Genomic DNA, 17146 nt, shown 5'->3' with positions numbered 1-17146 from the left:
ACTGCCTGGAGGAGCGATATGTATAAGATTTTAGTTGTGGATGATGAAAAACTAATCCGGACGGCCATCTGTGAATTTGCAGAATTTCTCGGATATTCCGTAACGGAAGCTTCCAACGGAATTGAAGCTGTCAATATTTGTAAAACAGAAAATTTTGATGTTATTATTATGGATATTATGATGCCGGTTTTAGACGGTTTTTCTGCCTTTCAGAAAATAAAAGAAATCCGTGACATTCCAGTTTTAATGTTGTCTGCCAAGGGACAGGAATATGATAAACTGTATGGTTTTGAACTGGGTATTGAAGATTACGTCACCAAACCTTTTTCCATGAAGGAATTAATGGCCCGGGTAAATGTCATTATCAAACGCCGTGAACGCATCCTCTCACAAAGCAGCCGGCCAAAACAGATGATTACTATAGGCGGTCTCATGTTGGATCCCGCAGCCAGAGAAGTCTCTTTAAACGGCACCCCGCTGGATCTCCGTCCGAAAGAATACGACCTTTTATTTTTTCTGATACAAAATAAAAACATTGTCTTTTCCAGAGACAGCCTTTTAGAAAAGGTATGGGGATATGATTACCAGGGGGATGACCGTACCGTGGATTCCCAGATTAAACTTCTTCGTCAGGCTCTTGGAGAATACCGGTCTCACATTGTTACCTGTCGTGGAATCGGCTATAAATTTTCAACGGATGAAAAAGAATGAAATACAACTACCTGAAAAATTTTTACAACCGGATACAAAAAAAACGGGAAACCTGGCGAAACCCTACTTTTAAAAACCCCTGGCAGATGCGCAATGGCCTGTGGGTTGGATTTCTCTTTTTTTCGGCAATCGCAGCTTTGCTGTTCTGGGTCGTCCTCTATATGTATTTTGAAGTCCATTACCGCAGGCAGGTGACGGACAACCTCACCAATATTGCCTGGGAAATTACAGAACAATACGGCAGCTCCAATTTTGAACAGTCCATTGCAATTCTGGCTAAAACGAATCATTATTTTGCGCAGATTATCTCTGAAAAAGATCATAAAGTACTTTTAAGCTACACAAATGAGGGGACACCGGGAGAACCTCAAAGCAGCCAGATCGCAGATGAAACATTGTTTTCACGTCTGGATGAAACTGACGGCTACTGTTTTTACTACACCGGCGATTCTTCCAGCCGCTCCCAATGGGCTGTACAGGCAATCGTTATAGCCAATGAAGGCGGATACCGGCATGTCCTGGTCTTAAGCTGTTCCACTGCCGAAATTGATATGGTAAAGCATATGCTGTTTAACCGGGGGGGAATTTCACTGGCCATTGTACTTGCCCTTTCTGCAGTCTTCGCATTCTTCTTTTCTAACTTTTATGCCCGGCCATTTCGCCACCTGAATGACGCCGCAGTTTTAATGGCGGCAGGAAAATTTGATACAGACTTTATACAGGAAGGCCCCCAGGAAGCCGTACAGCTTGCAAAAACCTTAAATCAGGCAGAAAAAGAATTCCGGGCAACAGAAGCACTGCGCCGTGATTTTATCGCAAATATCAGCCATGATATGAAAACGCCCCTTACTGTAATCCGTGCCTATGCAGAAATGATTGACGCCTTTTCCGGGGAAATTCCGGAAAAAAGAACGGAACATGTAGAAAAGATTATCGGAGAAACAGACCGCTTAACAGATTTAATTAATGAATTGATGGATTTGTCCAGACTTCAGTCAGGAACCCTTCAGCTTCATTATGAAACCTTCTCCATAAACGGCCTGATCCAAACAGTAATCAGCAGAATACGGATTAAGGACATGGCGGAAGGTTTTCATATCTATCTGTGCGCTCAGCGGGATTATACGGTCCGTGCTGACCGCCAGCTGCTTTTGCGGGCGGTTTATAACCTGCTGCACAATGCCGTTAAATACTCCGGCAGCAGCAAAAAAATAGAAATTAATCTGATACCCCAGGGACATGAGCTTCTTGTTCAGATAACTGACCATGGAATCGGCATCAGTACCGCAGAAGCCCCTCACATATGGGATCGTTTCTATCGTTCTCCCAAACTTGGCAGCCAGATTCACGGCAATGGCATCGGCCTGAATATTGTAAGCGAGATCTTTAAAAACCACCATATTCCTTATGGGGTGGAAAGCAAGACGGGAAGGGGAAGTACATTTTGGTTTATCATATAAAACGAAAGTTATTACAGATTTTAATATTGGCGGTCTTTGCCGGCCTGCTGCTGTTACCGGCAGTCCGGGATAATTCTACTGCCAACCGCTTTCAGCAGGAACTAAGGGAACAGACCAAGGATACCATTCCTATTGTCTTTTTATGTCCCACAACCGGATACTACTCCTTTGTAGGTGAGGATGCGGCCTGGACCGCCCGGTATGCAGTTGAACAGATCAATGCCTCCGGCGGCATCAACGGAAAAAAGGTGCAGTTATTTCTGAAGGATACACGTTCCTCCAAAAATCTGGCTGTCAGCTATTTTCTTGGAGCTTCCCGGGAAACTCCGGCGGTAATCGGTCCGGTAGAAGCCCCTTCCTCTTCCAGCATCGCACCTCTGCTGGAAGATTCAAAAACTACCAGTATTGCCAGCTACTCTTACAAAGATATCAGAAACACATATCAGCCTTATACCATTGCATATATGAACGATTCTGAAACAGGCGAATATCTGGCTGTAAAAAAATGGTCCCAGCATAATCCTGATATTAAAAAGGTTGTCATTTTTACTGATACTACTGATGAAGCTAAAAACGATTCCGTTACTTTATTAAAGAAAATGCTGCCCGAACTTAACCTTCAGCTTTTAGACGTCATTGATCTTTCCGGTACAAGAGATCAACGCCATTTTGAACAGTGCGCAATCCAGGCATTAAACAAGAAAGCAGACGGTTATATTTCTCTTTTGAGCGCCGATGACTATACCAACATTCTACATGAGTTAAAAAAACGCGGTATCAGTGAAGGGCGGCGGATTACCGCCTCTTTTTCTTCCATGTCCTCACAGCTTCTTACATCCGCCAAAGATAACCTGGACCAGACTTTTATCTGGAATAAATTTGACCTCAACTATAATGAACAGCAATGGAGAGCGCTGAAAACTGCTTATCAACGTTCTCATAACGGAGAGCAGCCTGTAAACACTATAATTCCTGATATCTATAATGCCATCCTGGCACTCTGCCAGTGCTACGATGAGCTAGACCTTTCCGGCACAGAAACAGACGATGCAAGCCGGCAGAAGGTAAATGAATGGTTTCAGAATCCACCGGTAATTCAGGGCATTCAGGGTGATTTCACCTGGGAAAACGGACGTAAGATTGCCGATTACTACTTTTTTAAATTTGAAGGCCAGAATTTAACTCCTCTATCCTAACTGCCCGGCATTATAGCTCGGGTCCTCTCTGCCGCCTGCTTTCAATACCAATTTTAATTAGCCGGTATTGAAGACAGACGCATATTGCAGACCATGCTCCATAGTCATACATTTTTCCTTAAATTCCACACTCCTTCCACAAAACTATCATTCCGCTTCCATAAAAAAATGATAAAAATAAGTCAGAAAAAATACGAAAAGGAAAAAGGAGGATGTATCATGGTTTTAAGCATGATCGGTATTATTATCGGTATTTTATTTCTGATATTTTTTGTCATGAAAGGCTGGCCCCTTCTGATTATCGGCGCCTGTGCCGCAATGATTGTTGCCGTATTCAGCGGGCTGAATGTAACAGAAGCCTACCTGACCACCTACATGAGTGGTGTTGGAGACTTCTTAATCGGCCAGATTCCGATCTTTTTATGGGGTGCGGTCTTTGGAGAATGTTATGGTGTTACCGGAGGTGCTAAATCTCTCGCCAAATTTATCTCTAAAATATTCCGTGGAAAAAACGAAAAGTTAAGCCCTCTGGTTGCGATTATTATTGTATTTCTAGCAGGTATCCTGCTCTCTTACGGCGGTGTCAGCGCAATTGTTTTAATGTTTGTTATGGCTCCTCTCAGCATGGAACTGTGCCGTGAGGCCGGCATTCCCCGCTATATGGTACCTGGGATGATCCTGGGATGTATCGCAACATCAGCATTATCCATGCCCGGTTCTCCTCAAATCCAAAATGTTATGTCAACTTCAACTGTTGGCGTATCTTCAACGGCAGCCGCTATTCCGGGAATTATCGCCGGCATTATTATCTTAATTTTAAATATTATATACTTAAATTTTGCGGCAAAAAAGGAAATCGCAAAAGGCGCTGTATTTGAGGACGCAGCAGGGGATTCTGTTTCTGTTACAGATGAAAAGCTTCCTCACCCGCTAATAGCGCTTCTTCCAATGGTACTGGTTTTTGTTTTATACAATGGCTTTCAAGTAGATGTTAACTTTTCATTAATGGCCGGAATTATCCTTGCGATTATTCTCATGCATAAAAACTTTAAATCAATGGATTCTTTCTTAAAATCCCTTGGAAACGCTGCTATGAATGCTGCTGTTGTATCCTGCGGTGCGGCTGCTGTTTCAGGCTTCGGAAGTGTTGTGGCTCAGACTCCTGCATTTGCCGGACTGACTGAAAAACTGGCTGCATTTAACGGACACCCGCTGGTAGTTGCTATGCTGGCAATGATGATTATGACATTAATCGGCGGCTCAGGCCCCGCAGGTCTTGGCGTTGGACTTCCGGTATTTACTCCCCTTGCACAATCCATGGGAGTTAACATGAATGCATTCGCCCGTGTTTCTGCCTTCTGTGCAACAACCTTTGACACACTTCCCACCAATGCAGGATTTATTGCCGCAAATGAAATCTGTAAAACCCAGGCAAAAAAGTCCTATAAATACGTTGGTGTATGCACCGTTATTAATACAACAATAGGAACTGTCATTTTATGTCTGATCTGTATCTTAGCACCGGGTCTGTGTTAAATTAATAAAATTAGAAAATAACGAAAATATTATACTATCTGCCAAAAGGAGAAGCAGACCTTGAGATACAAAGGTATACTTCTCCTTTTTTCTTGCTCAAATTTTCTCTTTATAATAATATAGTAATCTCTAATTTACCTTTTCTGCAGTACGCAGAAATTCTGCCTTTATGGCCTTCTACAATAGCCTTCACCACAGACAGACCGATTCCAGAGCCACCGGTTTTAGAATTTCTGGAACTGTCCAGACGGTAAAAGCGCTCAAATAGAATATCCAGGTTTCCCTCTGACAGCTCAGGTGCATCATTTAAAACAGAAATCATACACTTTTTGCCCTTCTGCAAAACCCTCAGCTCTATATTCCCTGTTCCGGATGAATATTTCACCGCATTATCCAAAAGCTGCACAATCAGCTGCCGTATAGCCTTCTCATCTCCATGACAGGTTATACCGCTCTTAATTTGAAGATTCAGACTTTTTTTCTTTGTCTCTGCCATAACCTGAAACGGAAGCGCACTCTCCTCAACAGCATCTGACAGAGAAAAATCTGTCATCTGCTGTTTTGTACGTTCTTCATCCATCCTTGCAAGTATAATCAACTGCTGGGTAAGGTTGACCAGTCTATGAATCTGATTTTTTGTACTCTGGGTCCACTGGCTTTCTCCGTATTCCATCTCAACAACTTCTGTGTTTGCGTCAATAATAGCTAGTGGTGTTTTTATTTCATGGCTTGCATCCGTAATAAACTGCTTTTGCTTTTCAAAACTTTCCGCCACTGGCCGCAACACAATTCTCGAGAAGAAAACAACTAACAGGAAAACCGCCAGAAGTCCAAACCCGGATACAAAAATACTGGTCAGCGCAAAGATCCTGATGGTATCAAGCTCCTGGCGGCAGTCAACAAAAATCAAAAGCGTTCCTTCATCTTCTGTTACCATCTTATACCGGTATACACTTAAAAATCCCGACTTCTTATTTTTCTCAACCACATCAGCCGCATACATTTCAGCCTGTTTATCTGTAACTGCCGCAATGTTTCTTGTATTAATCTGAACCACATTCTGATATTTATCCAGATTTACAGTAAAAAAACGAGTCTCATAAGGCGTTTCCGGTGAAAATGTATCCTTCGGATTCTCCTCCGGTCTCTGCCCCTTTATTGACTCCGGAAACTGACCATCGTGATCTGCCAGCATTTCCAACAGACCGTCAGTCCTCTCCAATACTTTTTGATAATTTGTTACATTTATTGTGCATATAACAGCTGTTAAAACCGCCAGCAGAGAACACATAGCCACAAGAATAAAACGTCTGCGCAGCGCTGCTATCATTTCTTTTCCTCCAGAAAATATCCCTGATTTCTTACTGCCTTAATAGCTACATCCGCTTTCAACACCAGCAGCTTCTTTCTCAGATAGGACAGGTAAACCCAGACAACTCCAAGATCCGCATCACTATCATATCCCCAGATCTTTTCCATAAAACGCTGAGTAGAAATCAGCTGTCCCGGATGAGCCATCAACATTTCCAGCATCTGAAACTCTTTATTTCCCAGTCGGAAGCTCCCATTCTCTGACATCAGTTCAAAGGTCGAACGGTTCAAGCTGATATTGCCAAAAGCAACAACGGTACTATTAATATCCGTCTGCCTGCGGGTAACTGCCCGAATTCTGGCCAGAAGTTCTTTCACAGCAAATGGTTTCCCCAGATAATCATCTGCGCCAAAGTCCAGTCCCTTTACTCTATCATCCACTTCCGCTTTTGCCGTCAGCATTAACACCGGAACATGATTTCCCTGATCCCGAATCTTCTTTAATACACTGATCCCATCCAATCCCGGCATCATAATATCCAGAATCACTCCGTCATAATTTTTACCGCTCTCCAGATATGCAAGCGCATCCAGGCCATTATAAACAGTATCCACCGAATAGTTATTATTTTTTAATATGACCTTTAGTGCATCTGCCAATTCTGTTTCATCTTCCGCCAATAAAAGACGCATTTTACCTTCCCTCTTTCTTTCTGCCAGAGTCAGCTGCGCAGCATTACAAATTCTGTTATCCAGAATACCTCAATGCATCAATTGGTTTTTTCTTTGCGGCCTTATTTGCCGGATAAAGACCAAATACTATTCCAATTATACCTGAAAACAAAACGGAAATCCAGATAACTCCTGGCGATATTGAAAACTCCATGGAAGCTCCCATAAATATTCCGGCAATCTTCAAAATTCCAAAAGAAACCACAATTCCCAGCAGACACCCTGCCATACTGACAATAAACGCCTCCAGCAGAAACTGCATCATAATCATCTGTCTTCCTGCTCCAATGGCCTTTCGTATGCCAATTTCTTTTGTTCTCTCTGTAACTGATACCAGCATAATATTCATAATTCCTATCCCGCCCACAAGCAGAGATATCGCTGCAATGCCTCCAATCATAAGTGTCATTGTTTCATTTACTTCAGCCATAGTCTCCATAATCTCAGACTGACTTTGAATGGAAAACGCTTCCTCATCATCTTCAAACCGTTCCAGCATAATCTGCTGGACCGCCATCTGGGTCTGATCCATAGAGTCCCCGCCGGCCGAAGATACATAAAATTGTGTAATATCCAGCATATTATCAGCCATTCTGCTCAATGTGGAGTAAGGAATATAACCTTCCAAAGTTACCGCAGAAGCAGAATCAGATGAATCCGTTTCCTCCTGACTGCTCCCGGTCACAACAGTTGATGCCGATGTAAGAGATGAGTCATCTGCAAGTACTCCTGCCACAAGAAAGGCTTTTCCATCCAGTGAAACCATTTCCCCGGCAGCATTTGTATTTCCGAACAATTCCACTGCCGTATCGGCAGTAATAACTATTACATATGACGCATTGTCCGTATCTGTTTTTTTCAGACTCCGTCCGCTGCTTATATCAAGCCCCATTATTTCAAAATAACTGCTTGTAGTTCCTGTAATCGTCATTCCGGCGCTGGTATATCCGCTTTTTGCAGTAACGCTGGTTCGTCCCGCCGGAGCTGCGGCTCCTATAAACTCATCCTGAAACAGCTCTGAAAACTCTGACAGCCGCAGAGGATTCTCTTTATCGTCTGTAATCTGTACTGTCAGATAATCCGATCCCATATCTGAAATCTGACTGGAAACAGACGAAGAAGCTCCACCGGCAATAGATACAAGTACAATGAGAGCGGCTACACCTATCACAATCCCAAGCATTGTAAGAAATGTCCTGAATTTATTAGCACAGACAGCTGACCACGCCATTTTCCAAGTCTGCATTACCATGAAACCACCTCTCTTGCCTTTCCATCCCTCATTGCTATTTTTCGTTCAGCCTCATCCGCAATCTTCGGATCATGAGTAATCAATACAATTGTATTTCCCGCTAAATGAAGTTCATGAAACAACTTCATAATTTCTTCCCCTGTTTTGGAGTCAAGATTTCCTGTTGGTTCATCAGCCAGGAACAAAGACGGCTTTGTTACAAGCGCCCTGGCAATTGCCACACGCTGCTGCTGCCCTCCTGACAGTTCCGCCGGCTTATGTCTTATTCTATGAGAAAGCTCTACCTGCTCTAAAGCTTCTTTTACTCTCCTTTTTCGTTCTGCCGCTTTTACCCGCTGGTAAATCAGCGGCAGTTCCACATTCTCTTCAGCTGTTAACTTATACAGTAAATTGAAATTCTGAAAAATAAATCCTATTTTATGATTCCGGATACGGGCCAGATCATTCTCGCTATATTCCTCAATGGAGATTCCATCCAGAATATAACTTCCGGTATCCGCTGTATCCAGGCATCCTATAATATTCATAATTGTTGATTTTCCGCTTCCGGAAGGCCCTGTAATACTAACATATTCGCCTTCCGCAATGCACATATCCACATGATCCAGGGCTCTTACTTTCTCCTGGCCCATCTTATAAATTTTAGACACTTCCTTCAGCTGTATCATTGTCCGCCTCCCTGTTTTGGGGTTCCTGATGGCATGCTGTCCATATTACCGCCTCTGTCTTCTCCAAAGTCCCCCGGCATTTCACCGTTCATACCATTGCTAGGACCTCCCTGACCACCGCTTTCCGCAGTATTTCCGGTTTTCTGATAATAGACAGTATCCCCTTCTGCAAGGCCATCTGTAATTTCCACCGTTTCTCCGTCTGACAAACCGGTAGTTACTTCCTGTTCTCCAGACAGATTTCCTTCTGAATCTTTCTTGGTATATACAAATACCTTATCTCCCCGTTCCTGCAGCGCATTTACCGGAATGGTAATTACGTTTTCCCTGCTCTCTATTTCTATAGTGGCAGAAGCGTTCATGCCGGTTTTCATTTGATCGTCCCTGGGAATTGTAATTTCCACACTGTATTTCGCCACGCCGCCGCTGGCACTGGCACTGCTGCTCACTTTGGTAACTGTGCCGGTGAAGGTTTCTGATTCAATTGCATCCAGGGTAACCTCCGCCTCCTGATCCACTGACACAGAATTTATATCCAATTCGTCAACATCTACAGAAACAGCCATATTCTCATTGGAGGCTATCGTAAAAGCGGTAATATCCGTACTATATTCAGAACTAGCCTCCCCGTCACTTTCTGTCGTTTCCGCTAACAGTGACGACGTTGAATTCACAGAAGTTCCCACAGCCTCATCCGATGTTTTATCAGAAGATGCCACAGATGCATTGTTTTGTTTTTCTGTACTGTTTTCCTTTTGTGTACTTTCAGAAGATGTTTCGGTCTTGGCAGAATCTTTTATAACCGTTGTCTCATCACTTTCCGTTTCTGGAAATGTCAGCCGGAGTGTCAGCGTCTTTTTATCCTGTGAGACGCTAAGACCGGAAATCAACCCCTTTTGCACACCGCTTATGCTATCGCTGGAAAAATAGTACCCCTCATTTGCTGTTAAAGTTATATCTGCCTGATATACTGTCCCTCCCTTAAATATGCGGTCTGACGTATTCCATGAAATTGTTCCTGAATAATAACTGCCTCCGCTTACAGAAGTCTGGGGCTTTCCCCCTTTTTCCGGAGCTTCAATTATCAGCGTCTTACCATCGTTAGAAGAATCTGCAATCTTAAATTGAATCTTCTCCGCTTCCTCATCTGACTCTTTCTGATCCTCTGATTCAGAATTATCTGTATCTTCATTCACAGTCTGGACTGCCGACACCTGCAGACTGGTGAATCCTGACAGGGTTTCCTGAGTATCTGCTGACATATTCATCCCCTGAGCGGTACTCACTGTATCTGAATCGCCGCTTTCTGAGTCACCGGATACATTTACAGATTCGATGATACCGTCCGTGTCAGCTGTAATAGTACCCTCTCTGGACATAGCCACCAGGGACCTCATGGACTCCGTCAGTGCTTCACGATAAGCCACCTGTTCCTGATACTCTGCGGAAACTTTATCGCTTAAATGAAATAACGCACTCCCGGCGGAAACTTTATCATTTTCCGACACATAGATTTCATCCACAGTTCCGCTTGCAGCGGTAACTGCCAGCTGCTGATGAATATAAGTATTTCCGCTTCCCAGTTCTGTTCCTTCTTCTGTTTTTACAGTTACCTCATCATCTGCAGACACTCCGTTATCTGTCATTGTTACGATACATGAATTTGTATTTACACTTTCTATACTTCCGTCTGTCTGACTTCCGTCTGATAAAACAACGATAACTGATTCTCCTGCGGAAACATCCGTTACATTCTGTAACTTTACTGCCATTTTTCCGTCAATAGACAGCAGCAGCACTGCGCCGTTTTCTTCCATACAAGCCGCTGCATCATCACCTTCCTCCGCATAGATTTGCTTCACCCGGCCGCTGACATTGGTTTTTACCGTCTCCTGGTCCGTATCATTTTTAGAAGAATTAATTTTCTTATCTGTACTCTCAATCTCATCCTGTACAGACTGAAGTGTATTCAATACTGAAACCTGATCTACCCTGGCCAGTACATCCCCTGAAGACACCGTGTCCCCGCTTTCTACACAAACCTCCTCTATCACAATCCCGGAAGGAATTTTAACAGCCGATGCTTCAGCGTTTTCCAGATTCCCTGTCCCTACAATAGTATCTGAAATAGAACCATTTTCTGCAGATGCCTCCTGTATCGAACCTGCACCTGCATTTTGGGAAATTTTCTTTCCATAAACTACATAAAAAACACTTCCGGCAGCTACACATCCTGCCAGAGCCACCCCGGTCACGCATAACACCTTTTTTCTTCCGGATATTTTTTTTAATTCCGTCAAAAACTGTACTTTTTTCATTCTAACAATCCCTCCTAAACATTCTCCGATACTGAACCGCTTAATTCTTCACTTACCGCTTTTGCAGCATCAGCAGCCGCTTTTGCGATAGTTAACGAATCTGCATCTGTTGTATCTGATGCAGCCGATTCATCATCGTTCTTCGTACCGGGCTGTGAAATAACCTGAATCTCTGCCGCCGTCCCATCATCATTTAAAGTTATGGCCACAGAATCTCCTGCCGCAAGATCCTGAAATGTAATTTTCTCGGTTTCCGGTTTTGGCTGTTCATCTGCCGGTTCGGCATCTGAATCACTCATTGTATTGTCATCCGCTCCCTCCTTTTCAGGCGAAGGCAGCTCCTTTTTATCATCTTCAGATTTGTCAGGTTCTCCCGGAAAACCCGTCTCATATTCGGTATCTTCTGTTACAGTTACTACTTTTTCCTCACCGGTTAGCTCCAGAACAGAAGGCTGTTTCTTTTCGTCTGATCCACTCTCAACCTGATCATCCTGCTGATCATCAGCACTGTCGGAATCACTTTGTTCCTGATTCTCTGCTTCTTTTGGCTTCTCCATTTTTTGTCTTGTTCCTACATTTATCGTAACAGAGTCTTCTCCAATCTCCGTTATTTCTCCATAAATGGTATTCTCCTCTGTCTGCTGTATACTGCTCCCGGAACCTGTATCAGAACTGCCCTCACCGCATCCGGCCAGTATGCCTGCTGCCAGAACCGCCGCTAATATAATTACCAGATATTTTAATTTCATATTTTTGTTTCCTTTCCTCTTCTATTTTTAAACTTAATTTGATTTACCCACAGTATAAACACCCAACTTTAAAAGAACCTTAAAGTACAGGCTGTAAAACTGTGATTTTTCTGTTAATTCTTCACGTACCAAGCCAGCCAGTCCATGGAAATCATTCAAGTCTCGCTCTTGCGTTCTTCCATGCGTCCGCCATCCTGCAGTGCAAATAAAAAGAACATTCCCAAAGCAGTCAGAGATTTTTACATCTGCTTACTTACGAAAATGTTCTTTTATTGTTAGATCTCATAAATGAAGAAACTTCCAGTATTTTTCAGAGAAGAGATATGACTGCTCAATGCAGGCTGCGAAATACATAATTTTACGTAATATTTAATTACTCAATAATTGCAGCAACACTATAACAGAGCAGCTTCTACCTGCTTTATCGCCTGTTTTCTGCTGTATTTTAACTATTTTCTTCTACACGATGCATAATATTTATATTCTGTATGAGTTTTTAGTATCAAATTAGTATCACACTTCCAGCCACAACGCCGCCCGCTCCGTACTGCTGGTCCATGTCCTGTTAAATGTACCCACGCCGCTGCCATAATACGCCATACTTCCTATTTCTTCCGGAAGAAACTCTATCAGCACTTCTCTTCTGCCTGGCATCCTTAATTCCCTCAGCGCCTTTTGTTCCAGACGGCGGGCCTTTTCAGCCTTTAAACCGATTTTCTGACCGGATTCTTTCAGAGACTTTCCTTCCATGTACCGCATTCGGATAACAGCCGCTTGCATATCAGGCAGGCCATCCACCAATGACCACACAGCAGATTTTAACTCTTCCGCTTCCATTCGATTTAGAACCTGTATTTCTATATTTTCATCATTGGCCAGATTATCCCCCAGACAGCAGATCTCCCCTTCATCTTTGCTGTTTATTTCCCGGTTTAGGCTATCCACATACTTCATATTCAATCCGTGCTGTATACTTTTTAGCTGCTCACAGCTGATATTCAAAAGATTCTGTATTTCCCGGTCATCAGGTATTCTGCCATAATACTGCCGATATAAGGCCTGTATCCGCTTATACTCCTTTATTTTACTATTCATATGAGAGGGAATACGCACACAGGAACCACAATTCTCTATATAGCGAACCATTGCCTGCCTGATCCAGAATGCCGCATAATTTAGAAAGGGGATTCCCGCATCGGCCCGATACCCATCTACAGCATTGCACAACCCGATAAAACCTTCCTGCTCTAAGTCCTCTATTTCTTCGTAAGCAGCATATTTTAGTGCCAGCAGATGGATAAAGGCTTTATTCTGCTGCCATAACTGGTTCATATTTTCCGCTGTATCTTCACGGTTCTTTATTCGGATCACAAGTTCTTCATTTCCCATAAAATCCTCCTGAAATCTTATCTGAATCATACAAAATACCCCGTCCAATCAAGATAGAAAGTCCGGGGCAAATATAAACCGGCAGTGTCACAGTATACGAAACTCTGCTGCCTTTACCTTACTGCGCTTTATTCGCCTGATAGTAGATGGCTTTGCTTTTATTATCCAAAACAAAAGCATCATACACAATACGGCCTTCCACCAGTTCACCGCTTATTCCCGGCGGATCCTGATGGACTTTATAATCTTCCAGCTTTGTAGGTGCTACTGTCGCCACCGGGTGGGCAATCATAAACCCAAAATCGTCCGGTAATCTTACAGACGGTACCTTGATTACAGTAAGACCGTCAATCATAGCAATTACGCCCTTCATACGCATTTCATTACTGATATCCGTTTCCATAACAATATCTTTGCACTGTTTCATAAGAAGATAAGTATCTGGTGTCACCACCAACACACGGCCAGTTTCCTCAACCTCCGCATTATCAAGGATATTGTTTCCTTTTATAATCTCTGTATAAATATTTTCATCTGTCAAGGTTATGGCCTCAGGCTTTGTTCCAGCTCCGCTGCACATTTTGCCATATACAAAAGTATCTACTTCCGGAATAATAACTTCTCTCTGCTGTCTAGCCAGCGCTGAAGCTCCGGCAAGTACTCCGTCGGTTTCATCATTATCCATTTTATCAATTACAAATGTAAAAGAACGATCTTTTGTAAGGGTAAACTCTTCCAGAGTATTACCGACATTTCCCAGTACACCATATCTTGACCAGACAACAGCTCCGGTATCTTCACCTGCCATACCTGTTCCATTTCTGTCATAATCGGTCATTGGAACCGTATTGACTTTATGAACTTTTACTGTATGTGCTCCAGTCCAGGAAAAATCCTGGTTCGTAAGAAGCGATTTTTTGCTTTCTGTTGTAAAGATTTCATCCACATAAGGAAGAAATTTTGTCACTAAATTAATTGCCATTTTATTTTCCTATTGTCTTGATTTAGGAGAAAAAGCATGTAACAATGCCCGATCCTGGTTAAACGAAGCACCTGCTCTTGGTTCAGGTCCCCCCAATCGTCTTTTCAATTCTTTGCTCATGGCCTCCCTGAACACCGAGGTTATCTCTTTATAACTTCTCTCGCACGCTTCTTTAGTACTATAAGTCATAACATCTGCCAGAGAAGAGGGAAATCCATCGCGGATCAGAGCATCCTTTGCATCTGCCTTCAACTCTCTTTCAAGCACTTTCCTTTCTCTAATTTCCAAATCACTTTCCTGCTGTTCTTCCTGAAACAGCTTCTGCATTTTCCTGCGCTCAGCGGTGATTTTTTTTGCAATAATACGGTCAACATCTTCATCGGTATATTTTTTTTCTGCTTCCCTTTTTGATGCCTGATTTTGTTCACCCTGGGCTCCTTCCTTTTCTTCTGCGGTAGAAGCATCCGCTTTTTTCGCATCTTCTGCACTCTGATAATCCAACATTTGTTCATCGCCCATGTCCTGGCTCCTTTCCGTTTTACGACCGCAGTCGGTACTTACACAGTTTTTGCCGTGATGCCGCACGCTTGGGGATAAAGGATTCTTGTACAATATAAAAGCACGCAAAAAGGACGCAGAAACAACAATAGCATACACATTGTCATTCCCACGTCTTAAGACTTACACCGCAAGGAGAGCACCGGTGCGGTACTTTTATATTGTTATATGTATTCTAGCACAACAACATCAGTTTTACAAGCCCTTTCCGCTGCCGCACTTTCCTGACCAGGATTAACAAAATGCTTGATATTTATCTATTTAACTTCAGGTTTTTTCAGGTTTTGCCTCAATATGATATACGCTCTCCGGTAACGCCCCTGCTGTCTCTTTGGACTTTTCCATGAGAGAACCGTATTGCCAAGAAGTTTTAAAATACTTTTTAATTCTGCTTCATCTTCATAAGACAATTTTATTTTCACTGCCATATTTCACCTTCTTTCCAGATTTCCGCTGCCCAGGAAACATAAAGCCGCCAAACAACATTATATTTTCTCCCATCCTGCCCCTGGTATCCTGCCAGCATTCAAAATGACCTTTCTTCACTGGCACAGCAGCATTTTCCCCGCTGTTTTAGGCCCTCTTCCCGCCGGCCATCCTGGCACAGCGCAGCTCCCACGATATTTTGGTGGTGCCAGTTTGGCACAACCACTCAAATGCGAATTATAAAACACACTTCCCCGTTATGCCAGCTTTGAAATATTCTCTAAAGAAACTATTTTATCTATAAATTAAGCCTTTCCTGTTCCGGCTCCCGCTGCTTGGTCTCATGTCCCGGCAGTACCCAGACTGCCTGGAAGGGAAAAACATTTTCTTTTTTACTGATAATACCCAGCTCTTCTCTGGCCCGCTGCAAAGTTCTTTCTGAAACCTTATTAGCTGCTGCCAGATTTTTTAGTTCCCTGGCCAAACGTCTTCCTTCCGGCATATTATTTATAAGAAACATCTTCGCCGCTTCTACCGCTGGAGCACTGGTGACTCTTTTTTTGTTTCTGATAGCTGTATAATCATCCATGGTCAGATTATTTTCTCCGGCATAAACAATGCCTCCCATTTCAGGATTGATCTCAAATAGTATTGTTTTTCCCCTCCTGTCCAGACTGGATTTCTCATGGGACATAAACTTCATATTATCTTCCCCCGGAACCGGTCCCAAAGCAATATAACTCCGGCAGATTCCCATAATATCAGTGGAACCCAGCACCCTGGTAATAGCGTCTCCTTTTCCGTTTTTATTAAAATGGCAGATGAGCACCACCGCTACACCATATTTCTCCGCCAGTTCCGATATATGTCCCAGCTTATCCCTTGTCTTATTGGGCGCGTTCATATCCACTTCAGCACCTATGTAAGCCTGAAACGGATCAAAGATCATAAGATCCGGTTTATAATCCCGCATGTACTCTTCAATTTCAGGGCTGTCAAATAAAAGCTGTGTTTTTGAAGTCACTGTAGCAATATTTCTCATATCCGCCCCGCATATCTTTAGACGCTTCTTTATGGTATCTCCAATTCCGTCTTCTGCTGTTAAATAAATGGTCTTTCCAGGCTTTGCCTGAAATGGAATCTGATTAAAGAAACTGCGCCCGGTTGAAACACATGCCGTCATATAGCAAAGCAGATATGTCTTCCCGGTTCCCGGATATGCCGCGCATATTGTCACTTTCCCCCTGGGAACATAGGGCTGATACAGCCATGTAATTTCTTCTTCCTTCACATCAGACATACATACAAGAGAGATTTTATCCCGTTGCTTTTTGGCTGACCGGGCTTTTTTTACATCACAAACAGCAGTTTGCGGCCTTCCGGAAATTTCTTTTTCCTTTTCGGTATAGGCCGCCTGCCCCGGTCTCTTCCATTCACTGAACGCCTGATCAAACTGAATCCACAATCTGTCTGCCGTCAGTGTATTGCGAACCGTATTAAAATGCTGAAAATACAAAGGCTCCATCTCCGAGAAAAAAGTATCAGTCCAATTATTGGGGTCTCTGATTTTCTGAATCATATCTTTTACTTTCATTCACCCCTCACAGCCCCCTTTTCTGCTTCCAAACCAAAAAATCTCTGCTGTACATATGCCGCAGATATCTTTCCTCTGCAGATCAGATATCCCTTTTCCTGCAGCTCATCATTCATTGTGCGTATATATTTATAACTTGCGCTTTCTGATACTCCTAAAAGCGCTGCCAGTTCTCTGGCTGATAAAAATTGTTTCATCACACCGGCTCTCCTTTCTTTTTGTTTTATCCTTTTCCCATCCAATGCCCCGCCCGGGCTTCTTCAT

At 43.0% G+C, this 17146-nt stretch carries 16 protein-coding genes; 4 read left to right on the top strand and 12 right to left on the bottom strand.

Annotation, left to right across the window (positions count from 1 at the left end; genetic code table 11):
* Positions 1–18 precede the first annotated feature (18 nt).
* The 4 genes from OCV88_RS07510 to OCV88_RS07495 all read left to right on the top strand — a co-directional run bounded on the left by OCV88_RS07510 (position 19) and on the right by OCV88_RS07495 (position 4903).
* Positions 19–711, top strand: a complete 693-nt coding sequence (locus OCV88_RS07510) for a response regulator transcription factor (protein WP_158424883.1) — start codon at positions 19–21, stop codon at positions 709–711.
* Positions 708–2171 carry a sensor histidine kinase gene (locus OCV88_RS07505; protein ID WP_158424882.1) on the top strand — a complete coding sequence of 488 codons (1464 nt, stop codon included), beginning with the start codon at positions 708–710 and terminating at the stop codon, positions 2169–2171. The genes OCV88_RS07510 and OCV88_RS07505 overlap by 4 nt, the downstream gene beginning before the upstream one ends.
* A complete protein-coding gene (locus OCV88_RS07500; RefSeq protein ID WP_262590939.1) occupies positions 2156–3367 on the top strand; it encodes an ABC transporter substrate-binding protein in 1212 nt (403 codons plus the stop codon). The genes OCV88_RS07505 and OCV88_RS07500 overlap by 16 nt, the downstream gene beginning before the upstream one ends.
* 219 nt (positions 3368–3586) lie before the next feature.
* Positions 3587–4903 (top strand): GntP family permease, encoded by a 1317-nt coding sequence (locus OCV88_RS07495; protein ID WP_262590938.1) that lies wholly within the window; start codon positions 3587–3589, stop codon positions 4901–4903.
* 109 nt (positions 4904–5012) lie between these two features.
* On the opposite strand, the gene OCV88_RS07490 is transcribed toward OCV88_RS07495, so the two are convergent.
* From OCV88_RS07490 to OCV88_RS07435, 12 genes are all read right to left on the bottom strand, one after another.
* Positions 5013–6233, bottom strand: a complete 1221-nt coding sequence (locus OCV88_RS07490; RefSeq protein ID WP_158424879.1) for a sensor histidine kinase — start codon at positions 6231–6233, stop codon at positions 5013–5015.
* Positions 6230–6907, bottom strand: a complete 678-nt coding sequence (locus OCV88_RS07485; RefSeq protein WP_158424878.1) for a response regulator transcription factor — start codon at positions 6905–6907, stop codon at positions 6230–6232. Before OCV88_RS07485 ends, OCV88_RS07490 begins: the two co-directional genes overlap by 4 nt.
* Before the next feature lie 55 nt (positions 6908–6962).
* Positions 6963–8198 carry an ABC transporter permease gene (locus OCV88_RS07480; protein ID WP_158424877.1) on the bottom strand — a complete coding sequence of 412 codons (1236 nt, stop codon included), beginning with the start codon at positions 8196–8198 and terminating at the stop codon, positions 6963–6965.
* Positions 8192–8866, bottom strand: coding sequence for an ABC transporter ATP-binding protein (locus OCV88_RS07475; protein ID WP_158424876.1), 675 nt, complete (start codon positions 8864–8866; stop codon positions 8192–8194). Before OCV88_RS07475 ends, OCV88_RS07480 begins: the two co-directional genes overlap by 7 nt.
* Entirely contained in the window at positions 8863–11184 is a 2322-nt protein-coding gene (locus OCV88_RS07470) for a beta-barrel domain-containing protein (RefSeq protein WP_158424875.1), read from the bottom strand. Before OCV88_RS07470 ends, OCV88_RS07475 begins: the two co-directional genes overlap by 4 nt.
* Positions 11185–11198: 14 nt before the next feature.
* On the bottom strand, positions 11199–11933 hold the full coding sequence (locus OCV88_RS07465; protein ID WP_158424874.1) for a hypothetical protein: 735 nt from the start codon (positions 11931–11933) through the stop codon (positions 11199–11201).
* A gap of 513 nt (positions 11934–12446) precedes the next feature.
* Positions 12447–13322, bottom strand: coding sequence for a sigma-70 family RNA polymerase sigma factor (locus OCV88_RS07460; RefSeq protein WP_262590935.1), 876 nt, complete (start codon positions 13320–13322; stop codon positions 12447–12449).
* Between the two features lie 118 nt (positions 13323–13440).
* Positions 13441–14304 carry a hypothetical protein gene (locus OCV88_RS07455; RefSeq protein ID WP_158424872.1) on the bottom strand — a complete coding sequence of 288 codons (864 nt, stop codon included), beginning with the start codon at positions 14302–14304 and terminating at the stop codon, positions 13441–13443.
* Positions 14305–14313: 9 nt separating this feature from the next.
* Entirely contained in the window at positions 14314–14823 is a 510-nt protein-coding gene (locus OCV88_RS07450) for a capsid assembly scaffolding protein Gp46 family protein (protein WP_158424871.1), read from the bottom strand.
* Positions 14824–15119: 296 nt separating this feature from the next.
* Positions 15120–15290 carry a hypothetical protein gene (locus OCV88_RS07445; RefSeq protein ID WP_262590933.1) on the bottom strand — a complete coding sequence of 57 codons (171 nt, stop codon included), beginning with the start codon at positions 15288–15290 and terminating at the stop codon, positions 15120–15122.
* Positions 15291–15586: 296 nt separating this feature from the next.
* Positions 15587–16882: an AAA family ATPase gene (locus OCV88_RS07440; protein WP_158424870.1), complete on the bottom strand. Its 1296-nt coding sequence runs from the start codon at positions 16880–16882 to the stop codon at positions 15587–15589.
* Positions 16879–17079 carry a helix-turn-helix domain-containing protein gene (locus OCV88_RS07435; protein ID WP_262590932.1) on the bottom strand — a complete coding sequence of 67 codons (201 nt, stop codon included), beginning with the start codon at positions 17077–17079 and terminating at the stop codon, positions 16879–16881. Before OCV88_RS07435 ends, OCV88_RS07440 begins: the two co-directional genes overlap by 4 nt.
* Positions 17080–17146: the final 67 nt, after the last annotated feature.

This window comes from Brotonthovivens ammoniilytica, from assembly GCF_025566885.1.
In the GTDB taxonomy this organism is placed as follows: Bacteria; Bacillota; Clostridia; order Lachnospirales; family Lachnospiraceae; genus Brotonthovivens; species Brotonthovivens ammoniilytica.
The sequence above is the reverse complement of the archived record's forward strand: the minus strand, read 5'-3'. Positions and strand labels throughout refer to the sequence as shown.